General features: G+C 33.9%; 14 protein-coding genes. 4 read left to right on the top strand and 10 right to left on the bottom strand.

Translation table 11 applies throughout. From position 1 onward, the window contains the following. Positions 1-19 precede the first annotated feature (19 nt). The 7 genes from ACEN2N_RS08315 to ACEN2N_RS08285 form a co-directional block, all read right to left on the bottom strand. Complete coding sequence (locus tag ACEN2N_RS08315; protein WP_441823892.1) at positions 20-1,324, bottom strand: TolC family protein; 1,305 nt, start codon at positions 1,322-1,324, stop codon at positions 20-22. Positions 1,325-1,683: 359 nt separating this feature from the next. Next, entirely contained in the window at positions 1,684-1,878 is a 195-nt protein-coding gene (locus ACEN2N_RS08310; RefSeq protein ID WP_441823891.1) for a DUF6132 family protein, read from the bottom strand. Then, a complete protein-coding gene (locus ACEN2N_RS08305) occupies positions 1,878-2,018 on the bottom strand; it encodes a hypothetical protein (protein ID WP_170861966.1) in 141 nt (46 codons plus the stop codon). Before ACEN2N_RS08305 ends, ACEN2N_RS08310 begins: the two co-directional genes overlap by 1 nt. Before the next feature lie 53 nt (positions 2,019-2,071). Continuing rightward, positions 2,072-3,526, bottom strand: coding sequence for an NAD(P)/FAD-dependent oxidoreductase (locus ACEN2N_RS08300; RefSeq protein WP_441823890.1), 1,455 nt, complete (start codon positions 3,524-3,526; stop codon positions 2,072-2,074). A gap of 436 nt (positions 3,527-3,962) precedes the next feature. Then, a complete protein-coding gene (cydB, locus tag ACEN2N_RS08295) occupies positions 3,963-5,000 on the bottom strand; it encodes a cytochrome d ubiquinol oxidase subunit II (protein ID WP_441823889.1) in 1,038 nt (345 codons plus the stop codon). Positions 5,001-5,009: 9 nt separating this feature from the next. Beyond that, the gene (locus tag ACEN2N_RS08290) at positions 5,010-6,365 is read right to left on the bottom strand and encodes a cytochrome ubiquinol oxidase subunit I (protein WP_441823888.1); all 1,356 of its coding nucleotides are present in this window, start codon (positions 6,363-6,365) and stop codon (positions 5,010-5,012) included. A gap of 239 nt (positions 6,366-6,604) precedes the next feature. After that, positions 6,605-7,084 (bottom strand): Dps family protein, encoded by a 480-nt coding sequence (locus ACEN2N_RS08285; RefSeq protein WP_441823887.1) that lies wholly within the window; start codon positions 7,082-7,084, stop codon positions 6,605-6,607. Between the two features lie 256 nt (positions 7,085-7,340). On the opposite strand from ACEN2N_RS08285, the gene ACEN2N_RS08280 reads away from it, so the two are divergent. Further along, positions 7,341-7,718, top strand: coding sequence for a hypothetical protein (locus ACEN2N_RS08280; protein WP_441823886.1), 378 nt, complete (start codon positions 7,341-7,343; stop codon positions 7,716-7,718). Between the two features lie 80 nt (positions 7,719-7,798). After that, the gene (locus ACEN2N_RS08275; protein ID WP_441823885.1) at positions 7,799-10,096 is read left to right on the top strand and encodes a TonB-dependent receptor domain-containing protein; all 2,298 of its coding nucleotides are present in this window, start codon (positions 7,799-7,801) and stop codon (positions 10,094-10,096) included. Positions 10,097-10,135: 39 nt separating this feature from the next. On the opposite strand, the gene ACEN2N_RS08270 is transcribed toward ACEN2N_RS08275, so the two are convergent. Together ACEN2N_RS08270 and ACEN2N_RS08265 are read right to left on the bottom strand one after the other, a co-directional pair. Further along, positions 10,136-10,729 (bottom strand): class I SAM-dependent methyltransferase, encoded by a 594-nt coding sequence (locus ACEN2N_RS08270; RefSeq protein ID WP_441823884.1) that lies wholly within the window; start codon positions 10,727-10,729, stop codon positions 10,136-10,138. Positions 10,730-10,740: 11 nt separating this feature from the next. After that, on the bottom strand, positions 10,741-11,268 hold the full coding sequence (locus ACEN2N_RS08265) for a DsrE family protein (RefSeq protein WP_441823883.1): 528 nt from the start codon (positions 11,266-11,268) through the stop codon (positions 10,741-10,743). Between the two features lie 186 nt (positions 11,269-11,454). On the opposite strand from ACEN2N_RS08265, the gene ACEN2N_RS08260 reads away from it, so the two are divergent. Next, positions 11,455-12,492 carry a c-type cytochrome gene (locus tag ACEN2N_RS08260; protein ID WP_441823882.1) on the top strand — a complete coding sequence of 346 codons (1,038 nt, stop codon included), beginning with the start codon at positions 11,455-11,457 and terminating at the stop codon, positions 12,490-12,492. 4 nt (positions 12,493-12,496) lie between these two features. After that, positions 12,497-13,831, top strand: coding sequence for an OprD family outer membrane porin (locus ACEN2N_RS08255; protein ID WP_441823881.1), 1,335 nt, complete (start codon positions 12,497-12,499; stop codon positions 13,829-13,831). Here ACEN2N_RS08255 and ACEN2N_RS08250 read toward each other — a convergent pair. Next, positions 13,828-14,445: a DUF2202 domain-containing protein gene (locus ACEN2N_RS08250; protein WP_441823880.1), complete on the bottom strand. Its 618-nt coding sequence runs from the start codon at positions 14,443-14,445 to the stop codon at positions 13,828-13,830. The two genes, ACEN2N_RS08255 and ACEN2N_RS08250, sit on opposite strands and share 4 nt — an antisense overlap. Positions 14,446-14,603: the final 158 nt, after the last annotated feature.

Raw genomic sequence — 14,603 nt, 5'->3', positions numbered from 1 at the left:
ATTAAGTAATGGATTTATGCTATTCTTTCGTTAGAAATTGTACATACGCCAAGGCGTAATTATATTGAAAAATTGTTGCGTAATATTCTAATTGCTTTTGAGAGTATTGCGTTTCGGACATTAGCAAATCTGTAGTTTTTTCTAAACCTTGCTTGAACCTATTGGTTCGTATACGCAATGATTCTTCAGATTGTTCTAGAGCCAGTTTTGTAAGCTTTAATTTATTTTTAGCATCTTCATAACCTCTTTTTGCTTTGTTAAGCTCTAATTGGCTTTCAGATTTATACTGTTCTAATTGTAGTTTAGATTTGTCATATTCAGCCTTACTCTTTTGAGATTTCCCAAAACGCTTACTTCCTTCAAAAAGGTTCCATTTTAGTTCTGCGCCAAATAAATATCCTTGGGCTTGACCTTGAAAAATTTCATCGTCATGTAATTCATAAGTGCCAAAGGCATTTAATCTTGGTAAGAAAGCCATTTGGTCTGCCTTGTGCATTTGTCTATATGCTTCGGTAGCCGAATTCATGGCTAAAATATCTTTTCTGTTTTCAGATAAGTTTACAACCGTTGCAGTGGCATCATTAGTGATAGTTAATGAATCTGAAGGTTTTAAAATTTCATTTTTATCAGCATTCATTAAAACAGATAGGTAGTTGCTTGCATTTAGAATATTACTTTTTGCGTATTGCAATTGATTCTCTATTTCTGTAACCCGCACTTCTACAGAAAGAACATCAGATTTTTGTAGGTAGCCTTGTTTGTAGCTATTATCAGCTATACGCTTATTTTCTAAAGCTGTTTCTTGAGCTTTTTCTAAAACCTTCACCGTTTTATAGGCGAGTTGTAATTGCATATACGCTTTTTCAACCTCAAGCTCTAAGTAATCTTCTGTTCTCCCAGACTGTAGTTCAGTAGCTGTTAACTTAGCTTTTGCCGCTTTACGCTGATAGATGCCATCGAAGTTTATAAGCGGCTGTTGTACTTCAACCCGAGTTGCAAAATCTTCGATTTGACGTGGGTCATTTAACAAATCTGGGTTAAAATCTGCGGCAGTCAAAATTTCCTGATTCAGTTTAGAGCCAAATGCCATCAGCGGGTTTGTGGTAGCAATACCAGTATGCGATACACTAATATTGGGTAACAAAATGGCATTGGTCTGATTATAATCACCCTTTGCAGACAACACATCTTGCTGTGCCATTTTTAACGTGTTATTGCGCTCCTTAACTTTAGCTAGAACCTCATCTTTTGTAATTGACTTAGTTTGCTGTGCAAGTCCAGAATAAAAGACGAATAACAATATCAATCCTAATTTATACTTCATCGTATTCATTTATTTAAGGCAAAATTAAGGTGGTAAAATGGGCTGCACAGTAACAAATGTTACCGATGAATTTAAAAAGGACTTGAGAACCAACTTAATGTTCATGTATGCCAATAATTACTAGTGAAACAAATATATAGGGGTATTCTAAAGCTGTAAATGACTACCATCAGGAAACCGTAGTTTTAATTGATATTTTTTTTATTCTTCTATGATAATTATCATTTAAAAATAAAAGGCATTCCCATTATAGAAATGCCATTTATGACCAACCATTAAATTGAAATAAAACAGCTTATATTTCTTACTTAGAATTAAACCAGTAGCTAATACCGGCTGAAAAACAAATGTATATTCTTTTATGTTTTAGGAGATTTAATAAAAATATTGAATAGTAGTCCGCCCATTAAACCGCCATATAGTGTACTGTTTATTGGTTTGGAAGTAATGGCACCAGTACCATTAAGGCAACCAATTTCTGCGTAATACAAATACCCTGCAATAGCACCGATCACCACACCAATTGTGGTTAGAAAAATCCCTTTTTTAGTCATTAATTATTTGCTTTTCTAGTACCGCCATGACCACCAGCCACTACTAACATTATTTTTATGCTTAACCAAATGAACTTAAAAAATTGAATTATTGGGTTCATCATATAGAAGCGTTTCGATTTTGATATTCTCTGTGTCATTTTTTTTGGTCTTAAGTTTAATTAATTTAAAGTTTAGAGTACCATTCCTTAAGCTATTCAGGAATTAGCCACCAAAAAGGTTTCATTTTTGCTTTATAAATAAAAGCATAGTGTAAGGCTAGTTTTAACCAATGTCCGGCCAACCCAATTTCACCAAATGTTTTGCCTAATTGCCTTCCTTGTGTATCAGGATATTTGTGATAATCTGGTACAATGGGGTAGGTGGTAATACTAACGCCACTACCTTTTGTCATTCCATATCCTGCCGATGCAATACACGCAGCACCCATATTACCTAACGAACCTTTGTGGTGTAATTCTTTTTTTCCGTTAATAATATCAATAATATTATCTGCCACTAATTTTGCGGTAATACCAGATGGCATTCCTGTTCTGGGTGGGGCTGGGGATATAGTTGTACCATTTTTGCTTACCCTAGGTTTTGAAATTGCATGAGGTGGAGCAAAAGCAATACCAGGTGCAAAAATATTTTTATAAGATGGATTCTGATACGTTTCAGGCCAATCTTGTACACTCCATTCTTCATATGGTTTAGGCGTATAATCAGCATCTACCAACATAAATCCTTTAAAGAGTTTTTCTGTAATATCTTCGTTATTTTTATCAAACGCTTTAAATCCATGCCCTGAAAAAGCAGGTATTAGCATAGCAAAATCATAAGTTTCAGTATGGTATTCACCATCTAGTGTTTCATAATGAGCTATACCGTCTTCTATTTTATTGACCCCTGCACCAATAATCCATTTTATACCACGGTCTTCAAAAACCATCTCTACCATTTCGCTAGATTTCATGATATTGTTGCCGTAACTAAGTAGCATGCCATCCATACCAAAATCACCTAATTGATGCTCATTGGCAATCCAAACAACTTCAGCTTTGTCACGTACGTTATGTCGTCTCAATTCTTGTTCAACATTTAAAATATATTCGAAAGCTGCGCCTTGGCATGTAGATTTTGCGTGACCAGTGCCAATAAGTATTTTTACTTTTTTACCTTGTTTCATTTCCTGAATCAAGTCGTTCAAAGCATGCCAGGCATGTTCGGCGTGGGTATACGTACAAACAGAATATGCTTTATTAGTACCCGGATTTAAACCTTCAGTCATGTCAAAAGCTAATTTGGGTCCAGTAGCATTTATCAGATAGTCATAGGTTACTTTTTCGGTTTGTCCCTTTTTCTCATCGTTTACATATTCAATTTTTACAAAAGGCTTTGCAACTTCTATATCACCTTCTGGGTGAAACGTAGTTACTTTAGCTTGTTTATAACCGATATTTTTTTTCCTGTATATTGGAGCTAAGGGAAATAGAATTTGTTCAGACTTCATACGACCTATACCTACCCATATATTAGATGGTATCCATTGGTAATTGCTATTGGGCGAAATAACCAGAACTTCATGTTCTTTCGATAGTTTTCTTCGAAGGTGCGCAGCAGCAACATGTCCCGAAATTCCTGCACCTAATATGACTATTTTTGACATTATGACAAGGTTTAAAGTTTACACGAAGTTCACTTTAATCTTAATGTTGTACAGCAACATTTGTTACATATGGACCATTATTCACTATGTCATATTAAGTAAAATAGAAAAGACCGATTTACAGTCTAAAATTGATTAATATCATATTTCTATTTCTGTGTGATGATTAGTTTTGAAGGTGTTTTTTAAGAAAGATTACAAATGAGAGGAAGTTCAAATACACTGATTTATATTATTGCAGGTATCATCATGCTTCACTTTGTCGTAGGTTTTATTTGGCTTATTTATAAGCTCAACAAGAAAAAAGAAGAGAAAGAATAGGCTAATCTAAACTAATTTCGAAGCCATGTTTTTAAAAGGTAGTTTTTTATGGATTTATTTTTATTTAAAAACCGTCAAATTCTGTAAGAAGCTTTATCTTTTTTAGTGTTTTCAATTAATAGCTCGTATCGTCTAATTGCACTTTTCCATTAAACGTTTTATAGAGGAAAATAAGATAACCCGCTAATAACGGTGCACCTACAACGACCATGGTCAACATAATACCCAAAGATTTTTGAGATGATGCTGCGTTATAAATAGTAACACTATAAGTTGGGTCGATAGTAGACAGTAATAAAACAGGATATAATTGAAAAGCAACCAACATTAATAAAAACGCCATTGTCAATGAAGAGAATATCAGTGCTTGAAAATATTTTTTCTTCGAAACCAGTCTAGGTACATTGGCCACTGCCAAGAAAGCCAATATGGGTAAAATAAAGAATAATGGTTGTTCTTTAAATTTGTCTGTTACTCCGTGTATGAATATTAAAGTATACAGCGAGGTTATTGCAAAACTTGAGATAAAAAAAATCATTCCTTTTTTAAGTAAAAAGGTCAGTCTTGCATGTAAACGACCTTCGGTCTTTAGAAGTAAAAATATAGCACCCTGTGTCATAAACAACGATAGTGTGGTAAAACCTGCCATGATTGCATACGGACTTAGAAATGAAAAGAATATGCCTCCTTTGTAACTGAAGTTTTCTTCCAATTCAAAACCTTGTAATATATTTCCGAGTACAACACCTAATAGAAAAGCTATTAGAACATTAGATGTGAAATAAACGATATCCCATGTTTTTCGCCACCATAACATCTTTTCGGCACTTCTAAACTTAATTGCAGAAGAGCGTAAGACCAACAAAAGTAAAAATAACATGAAAGGAATGTACATCGCCGAAAGCATAGTTGCGTACATAACAGGAAAACCTGCAAATAATGCACCACCACCTATAATAAGCCAAACTTGGTTAGCATCCCATAACGGACCAATGGCATTGATGGCGATACGCCTGCTCAAATCTTTTTTAAAAAAAAGATGCCATGAACCTGCACCATAGTCAAATCCTTCTAAGACTGCATATCCAGAAAATAATAATCCGACGACTAAATACCAAAGGGTAGGGTAATCTATACCTAAAAAAGTTTCCATAATTTGTGATTAAACGTATTTTAAAAATTCATCAGGATTTTTAGCTTCATCGTACGGACCATGCTTTATTTTCTTATTCACCGAATAAATAAATAATAGGAAAAGTACAGCGTAAACGACTAAAAAGAATATCAATGAAAATAGAATTTGGTTGGCAGATACTTCTTGCGAAAACCCTTCATCTGTTCTTAAATGTCCGTAAACGATCCACGGTTGTCTTCCCATTTCTGCGGCAAACCAGCCTACTTGATTTGCTATCTGCGGTAATAATACGGCAAACGCAAAAATATGTAAAAGCCATTTTTTATCGAATAAAGTACCTCGCCACCATAAAAAACTGGCATACAGGGTTAAGGCAATTAAGAACATTCCGATAGAAATCATTATATGATAAAACTGAAAGACAGCATTTACTTGACCTGGACGTTCATTTTCTGGGAAGGCATTTAAACCTGTAATAGGAGCCTTAAAATCTTGATGAACGAGAAACGATAAGCCGCCAGGTAGTTTTATTCCTGTAACTTCTTGCGTTTCATTATCTACCCAACCAAACAAGTAGAGATCGGCAGAGGCAGATTTTTCATAATGCCCTTCCATAGCAGCTAATTTTGCAGGTTGGTTTACGGCAACACCATCGGCAGAACTGTGCCCAGATAGTAGTTGAGTTAATGAAAAGATGGTTGCTACAGCAAGAGCAATTTTAAAAGCTTTTTTCGAGATTTCAACATATCTACCTTTCAATAAATAATAGGCATGTACACTTAATACTAAGAAAGCACCTGCTAAAAGTGCTCCTTGCCACACATGTATAACCCTATCAACACTAGATGGGTTAAATACCATAGCCCAAAAATCTGTTACTTCGGCTCTGGCATTAAAACCTTCACCTACAATATGATAACCTGCAGGTGTTTGCTGCCAGCTATTCGCTACCACGATCCAAACTGCAGAAAACATTGAGCCTAAAAAAACCATAATGGTTGATAAGAAGTGAACCTTAGGCGATACACGGTTCCACCCGAAAAGTAGTATACCTAAAAAGGTACTTTCCAAACCAAAAGCAAACAAACCTTCGGCTGCTAAAGCACTACCAAAAATATCGCCAACGTACCTTGAATAAACGGCCCAATTGGTACCAAATTCAAATTCCATAATAATACCGGTGGCAACACCGATACCAAAAGTAATAGCAAATATTTTTAACCAAAAACGGGTTAAGATTTCATATTGTTTATTTCCTGTTTTGAGGTATAAACCTTCCATTATTACCATAATTAAGCCAATTCCTATACTTAATGGCGGGTATATGTAGTGAAAAGCAATAGTAAAAGCAAATTGGATACGGGCAAGAATTTCAACATCCATAACAGGTAATTTTTATACAAAATAAGGTAAATTCATAGGGTGGTTAGGTAACCTATGTTACATATTTGAAGAATAATCATAATTAAAACATAATTTAAGAGCCTATAGTATTATACATATAAACTGTTATTTAACACTATGTTTTTCATTAGAATAAACTACTCAAGAAATAAGGGAAAAGAAAAATCCCTAGAAATTATATAACCAATTCTAGGGATTGAGGTATATAAGCGTTTGCGTTAGTCTTTATATGCAGAAAGCATCCAAACTAATTTTTCTTGCTGTGTAATATAGTCGCTCATTAATGAAACTGTTCCTTCATCTTCAGCCTCAGCAGCGATTTTAAGTGTAGCCCTTTCTTTTTTTAATAAGATACTTAAGCTTTCTAATATATTATCAACAGCCTTATCCCCGTCAACAACATTTTCTATAGGCTTAATCTCAGAGCTTTCTATATACTTGGCAAAAGTATGAATTGGTGTATTGCTTAAAGTAAGTACACGTTCTGCAATTTCATCTACTTTAATTAAAGCGTCATTATACAATTCTTCAAATTTCATATGAAGTTCAAAAAATTTTCTTCCTTTAATATTCCAATGAAAACCTCTTAGATTCATATAAAACATTTGGTAGTTAGATAACACATCATTTAAATGAGTTGCGATATCGTTAGTACTGTTTTTGTCTAATCCGATGTTTGATAAATTTGTATTTGCCATAATTCTTAGTTTTTAAACAGTTACTTAATAGTTAAAATTTATTGTTATATTAATTTTTGATAAAGATAATCTATATGTTAAAAGTGAATGGTAACATATGTTACATACTTATCTTTTTAACTTTCTTTAACATAAAGCTGTAAACATAATACTAAGGTATTAGTCAAATATCTATGGCTAAGAATAAAAATTAATAATATCTGCGAATGTGACTAAAGTCACATTTTAAATCAATAAGGGCGGTTAATTTTGCAGCATGAAGTTGTCAAGCTTTACGATATCAATTCTGTTTACATTCATTTCAATAGCAAGTAGTTTTAAGACTGCTAGTGTAATGAGCTATTATGCTTTGTTTACAACTGATTTTGTGGAGCGCTTTTGTGAGAATAAAGAACGACCAGAATTAAAATGTGATGGTAAATGTGCCCTATCTCAAATGTTATCTCAGAAAGCCGATGATGAAAAGACACCCATTAATTTAGACTTACTTAAAAACGAAACAGTATTGTTTATTGGATCGTTGACTGCATATGAGTTTGTACAACAACCTAGAAAAGTGGTGCATAATGTACGGTATCGTGTTCTTTACGATTTTCATTTCTTTGAACGTATCAAGCATCCTCCGAAAATTTAAAAATTTTACTTCAATTTAATGTGTCTAGCTCCTTATTAATAGGGAGTTGGATAGTATTTCTATTAATTAAAATTTTTTAAATGAACCTAAAATATCTTTGGGTACTATCGGTATTATTATCGACACCCTTTCTATACGCACAAAATTTATCAGGAAAAATCATCTCTGAAATTGACCAACAACCACTTGATGGTGCTCACATTTTGACTAATAACGGATTAGCAACATATACTAATTTTGATGGTGATTTTGTTTTAAAAAATGTTGAAGAAAATGTGATATTGACCATATCTTATGTTGGGTATAAAACCATACAACAACAAGTACTTGACATTAATACCCCAATAGTAATCACCTTACAAGAAGCGCCCATTGGCATAAATGGAGTTTTAGTGACAGGAAATATGAAAATTGACCCAGTACTTACCTTAGAGACCAATGATTATGTCAAAAAAATAGTTCAGCCCAGAAACGTGGCTGATTTATTCAATGATGTTAATGGTTTTTCATTGATTAAAAGAGGGAATTATGCAATTGATCCTAGTTTTAGAGCAACGCAATATGAGCAGTTAAATGTGCAGTTTGATGGTGGTACTAAAGCCATGAATGCATGCCCCAATCGTATGGATCCCATTACTACCCATGTGATACCAGAAGAAATAGAAAAAATTGAAATTATAAAAGGACCATACTCTGTTAGATATGGTGCTACTTTTGGTGGTATCGTTAATATGGTAACCCAAAAACCAACTGTAGAAGATTATGGTCTTCATGGTAGTGTAAGTGGTGGTTATGAAAGTAACGGTAATTCTATGGTCTCTATGGCAAGGTTACAACAGACAACTGAAAAATATGACGTAGCAGGTAATATTGGTTTTCGTGATTTTGGTAATTATGAAGATGGTGACGGTACAGAAATTCCGTCTTCTTTTAGAAGCTTGGATTATGGCATAAAAGCGGGTGTTAATTTTACTGAAAATCAAAGACTACAAGCACATTGGCGACAGTCATTCGGTAGAGATGTTTTACACGCTGGTCTACCTATGGATACCGAAGAGGATAATAGTAGTATTCTCTCATTAGATTATAAATTAGGCAGTATGCCAGGTCTTGTAGAAAGCATAGATTCTAAAATCTACTATAGTTATGTTGATCACATAATGACCAATTACAATAGACCGACCTTTATGATGACATCTGCGATTTCTGCAATTGATGCTACAACGGCAGGTGGTAAAGTAGAGTTAAAATTAAAACCAACAGACAATCTTGCCGTATTTACAGGTGTTGATGTTTTGCATATTGCACGAGATGGCAATAGAAAACGTTTAGTAAAACGCAATGCTATGGGAATTTTAGAAACACCCTTGACATTTGAAGATAAGATATGGCAAGATTCCTATATAAATGATATTGGTTTATTTGCAGAAGGTAAATACCCCATAACAGAAAAAACCATGTTAACTGCAGGTGTTCGTTATGACAATGTAACTTCTGAATCAAAAGATCCAGAAGCTGATTTTGCTGCTTTATACACTGATTTAGATAAAAGAACCGAACATAATGTTAGTGGTACCGCTTCAATTAAATATGTGTATTCTCCGCAATTTATTATGGAAGTGGCGTATGGTCGTGGTGTTAGATCAGCAAATATGATAGAACGTTTTATTAATCATTTTAGCGTAGGTCAAGACGCGTATGAATATGTTGGTAATCCTAATTTAGAGGCTGAAGTAAATAATCAATTTGAAGTAGGTTTTAAAGGGAAGATGCCTATTTCAGAAAACACTTCAGATATGTTTAGGTATAGTACTTCTTTCTATTACTCGTTATACGAAAATTATATAGTTGTTGTAATAGACGAAACGCAAATAAGAAAATTCATGCCAATGAACCAACCTTCTAACGCAAAAGTCTTTAGAAATTTAGATGATGCATACAAGACAGGTTTTGAAATTATGGCAGGTGTAGACTTCTGTACTAATTTTAATTTTACAACCGAACTTGCTTATGTATACGCTAAGAATAATGACTTAAATGAGTCATTGCCATTGGTGCCACCTCTAGTTACAAGGTTTAAATTGGACTATGAAAAAGAAAAATTTTGGGTGAATGCAGAATATAGGCTGACTGCCGAGCAAGATAATATTGCGTATTCTTTTGGTGAGCAGGTTACACCAGGGTATGAAATAATGGATTTACGTTTAGGTGTAATACCAATGAAGAACCTAACCTTAGGTGTTGCTGCATTAAATGTTTTCGATAAAACATATAGTAATCACCTTAATTTCGCATTTAATAATCAGGCTGAATTTGGAACGGAACCCATCAATGACCCAGGAAGAAATCTATCGGTTTTTGTTCAATATGAATTTTAATAAATAAGCTATAAAAAAGGGACCAAATTTGGTCCCTTTTTATATTTTAGTGCCGGTAAAACGAATAACCGAAGCATCACCAATATGGTAAATTCCTTCGTTCAATTCTATTTCCTTTTCTTCTAAAATTTCAAAACTTATTCCATTAAACTCATTTTCAATTTCATCAATTGCATAGAGCATGTCAATATTCTTAGGTCCACCAGAAGATTTTCCTAGTTGATTTTTAGAGAATGCCTCAAAAATGATATGTCCTTTTGGTTTTAATGATTTTAAAAGATGTTGGTTTGCTTTCTTTCTAATAGCTGCTGGAAAATGCGCATAACAGAAGGCGATTACATCAAACTTTTTCACAGATTTAAATTCAAGAACATCTATTACTTGATAATTTAAGTCGAAGCCATGGTCAGTAGCTAATTTTTTGGCTTTGATTTTAGCAGATTCACTAAAGTCGAAAGCCAATACTTCCCAACCTTTAGATAGTGCATAAAGGGCATTTCTACCTTCACCTTCGGCAGGCAGTAAAATAGAACCTATTTTTAATTTATCTAGCTGTTGTTTAAAGAATTCATTTGGTGAGCTCCCATAAGCATAACTTTCTTCGTCATAACGCTCGTTCCAAAAATCTTTCATGTGGTAATTATTTATGGCATTAAAATATAACCGTCCATTTGATAATTGGCAAGTACCATCATTGCAGATAGCCCTAATTCTGTATTCGGGTTCAAATCTTCGGCAACAATGCCTCTAGATGCAGTTGCTTGTGCACAAACATAAAATTTTACTCCGTAGTCTTTTAATAATTTTATAACGGCTGCATCAGGATTTTCTTTTTTATATTTTTCTTTGTATTTCGCATCGTTTAAAGCAGTGAAAGTTGCGCCACCATGTATAGCTGCAACGACGTTCACTTTATCTGCAGAAACCCCACTGGCGCCTAGCATGTTTATCATTCTGGCGATTTTGAAATACCCTACATTAATACCCTCCAATTCACGATCATCTTTAAGATCAAATACAAGGTTATATTCTTTAGTTGGGTCTGGCTGAGTAGCCACATCTTTAAATTCTTTAATTTTTCCGTATCCATCAATGATAGGGGTAGTCCATTCTTGGGCAGTGATTATTTGTGTTCCCATAAGTACTATTGCAATTAGAAGTGCTTTTTTCATGTGTTCGTCAATTTTAAAAAGAATATAATTTGGTTGAAATAAAATTTTGATTACTACTAATGTCCGCTATTTTTGAAAGTAATAAAAGTAAGTTAAAGTATTTAACGTTAGTGTAACTATGGTTACTGTAGTTATCATGTTTAAATTATAGATTCGTTATTTAAATTCGCGTAAGATTACAGTTCTATGAATGAATTACGAATATTGGCAAAACAATTTTTTAAGCTATTTGCGATAGTATTCGTTTTAATCGGTCTAGTGTTTACATGGCTATTAACGTATGAGCCAAGTGTAAAAAGAGAGGTGATTATTGAAACTGAAGAAATTGTAGCCAGCGAAGTTTGGCACCCTAAAGATGCAATAGCAGAGTTGCCCTCCATGCCAGCGACGGTTAAGGAAGGCTACTATCTTATTGCCGAATCTTCAAAATACATGGGTCCGAATGCTGCGCGTGCCGAAGATCGATATAGCGGTAATAATTTAGCTTGTGCCAATTGTCATTTACAAAAAGGAGCCCAAGCTGGTTCTGGATCTTGGGTGGGTATTATAGAACGATTTCCTCAGTTTGGTGGTCGTGGTAACAAAATAGGTACTATTGAAGATCGCATAAATGGATGTATGGAGCGTAGCATGAATGGCAAAATGCTTCCGGTAGATTCTAACCAGATGAAGGCGATTGTAGCATATATGAATTGGTTGAGCGAAGGAGTGCCAGAACATAGAAAAGCAGAATTTAAAGGATATCCAAATATAGAAATTCCTACAGTGGCGGTCAATTTGGAAAAAGGAAGTCAGGTGTATAAAAAAGAGTGTATCATCTGTCATGGTACTAATGGCGAAGGAATTCTCAATGCTGTCGATGGTAAAAGCTACACGTATCCGCCACTTTGGGGTCCAGATAGTTTTAACGATGGTGCAGGTATGAATAGGGTAATTACTTCGGCGGAATTTATTAAAAGTAACATGCCGTATTTACAAGCCACTTGGGACAACCCGAAACTAACAGATGAAGAAGCATTTCATGTAGCAGGATATATTAATAGTTTTTCTAGACCACATAAATTGAATACCGAAAACGATTATCCTGATAAGACGTTAAAACCGGTTTCTACGCCTTATGGTCCTTGGGCAGATGATTTTTCTGCACAACAGCATAAATACGGACCTTTTCTACCTATAATGGACTTTTACCAGAAGGAATACGGAATTACCAAAACAAAGTAACCCCATGCGATTAATATATCTGTTTGTTTTTTGTTTGCCTATTTTTTCAATGGCACAAGATTCTATTGAATTAAAGAAAAGGGGAAAACTTTCTGGGCAATGGCGTACCTATTATATGATGACCTCGAATAAAGGGGAATTAAAAGATTTTAATTCTTTAGCAACAGGAGGAAAATTAAAGTACCAATATAATTTGATAGAAAACCTAGAAATAGGTGCAGCATTATATAATGCTACCAATTTAGGAATACAAGATTTAACCATACCCGATGGGACAACAGGGAGACTTAGTAGATATGAAGAAGGATTGTTTGATAGGTTAGATTTAGAAAATGATGCCGTTTTTTTATTTGGCGAACTGTATGCGAAATATCATTTGGATCAGCATTCATTTACGCTTGGGCGGATGAAAATAAATACACCGTTGATAAATCCGGAAGATGGTAGAATGATACCCACTTTGGTTCAGGGGTTTTGGTATAAATACAATAAACAGAAGACATCGTTTCAGTTTGGAATATTAAATGAAATAGCACCACGCTCTACTGGAAAATTTTACGGAATAGGAGAAAGTATAGGCACATACCCAGTAGGTAGAAATAACTTTGGTACTGCATCTCAATATGCAGACAACACGGCATCTGATTATATCTTAATGGCAAATGTCGATTTTGAAGTAACCGACGATTTTAATGTGAGAATATGGAACCAATATGTAGACAATATATTCAATTCGTTCTATATAAAACCTGCTTATAAAATTTCTGCATCGTTGATGTTGGAAGGGGAGTGGTTGCATCAAAATAAGATGGGCGAAGGTGGTAGCGGTATAGATTCCCTTCGCTATTTTAATCAGAAATCATCAGATGTTTTAGGAATGAAAATCGCGTATAAAAGTAAAGCAGGACTAGTTTCTTTGAGTTATAATAGAATTTTACCGCACGGTCAATTTATCTCACCAAGAGAATGGGGTAGAGAAGATCTTTTCAGTTTTCAAAAGCGAGAACGCAGCGAAGGTTCAGCAGATAATCATGCTTTAGTTTTAAATTATAAAAAGGACTTTACCCTATTAAAAGATCTAAATCTTATGTCGATCTTAAGTATCGGTAAGCATTGGAAACCATATCCAATCGATGCTATTTTAAATAAGTATGCCATGCCAGATTACACGCATATAAATTTAGATATTTTCTTCAATATTAAAAAGTTAAAGCGCTTACAACCAGAGCTATTATTGACCTCTAAAATGGGCAATGGCGATATACCAGACAATGCTAATTTCTTTTTTAATAAGGTCGATATGTTTCACTTAGATTTAATTCTTAACTATAATTTTTAGTTACAACGTTCATTACCGCTTTCTATGATCTCATTAAATTCGTCTACAGATAAATATTGTGGAACATAGGTTCCATCCATTTGGTTTATAGACCCTACAAATGCTCTTAAGTGATTTCTTGAACCACACTGTAAACTTTCAAAAACATTTAAAATATCGTTGCTAGAAATTGATTGCATAAGTTCTTCAAGATCTACAATGTCCAAATCTTCAATGGTGGCACCAATTAGAAGAGCATCAAGTTGATTTTTGTTTCCCTCTATAATAAATTGATTGTATAAACTTTGCAATTCTTCATTCACAAATTCGCCTTCTGGCAACATAGTAAATGTTATGTTATACTTGTCTATTAAATTAGATACGGCATTTACATGAGATTGTTCACTTTTTTGAATATTCAAAAATTGATTGTTTCCCCATAATTCTCCTAAATAAGTATATGTATCTAGGGCTAATTTCTCTTCTTCTATCATAAAAATTAGTGCACTTTCTTCTGTTGATGATAATGAATTTTCAATTAGAACATTGTTTTCATCTTTGTTGCAAGCGGTAACCAACACTATTAGCACAACAACCAGTAAACTTGATATGCTATTTTTTCTTATCGTTTTCATAATAAAATTTTTATAATTATTTCACCAAGTTCCTGATTTTAATGGATGGCTACAGTTACAATGGTTGCATAACATATGTTTTATGAAATTTTTAGCAAAACTTGAGTTATTCATTTTAAAGTCAAAAAACCCTTAGGTTTTTAGACTAAGGGTTCAAG

The organism is Maribacter spongiicola (assembly GCF_052119685.1).
Lineage (GTDB): Bacteria > Bacteroidota > Bacteroidia > Flavobacteriales > Flavobacteriaceae > Maribacter > Maribacter spongiicola_A.
Note: the sequence above shows the minus strand (reverse complement) of the source record. Positions and strands in the feature narration are given on the sequence as shown.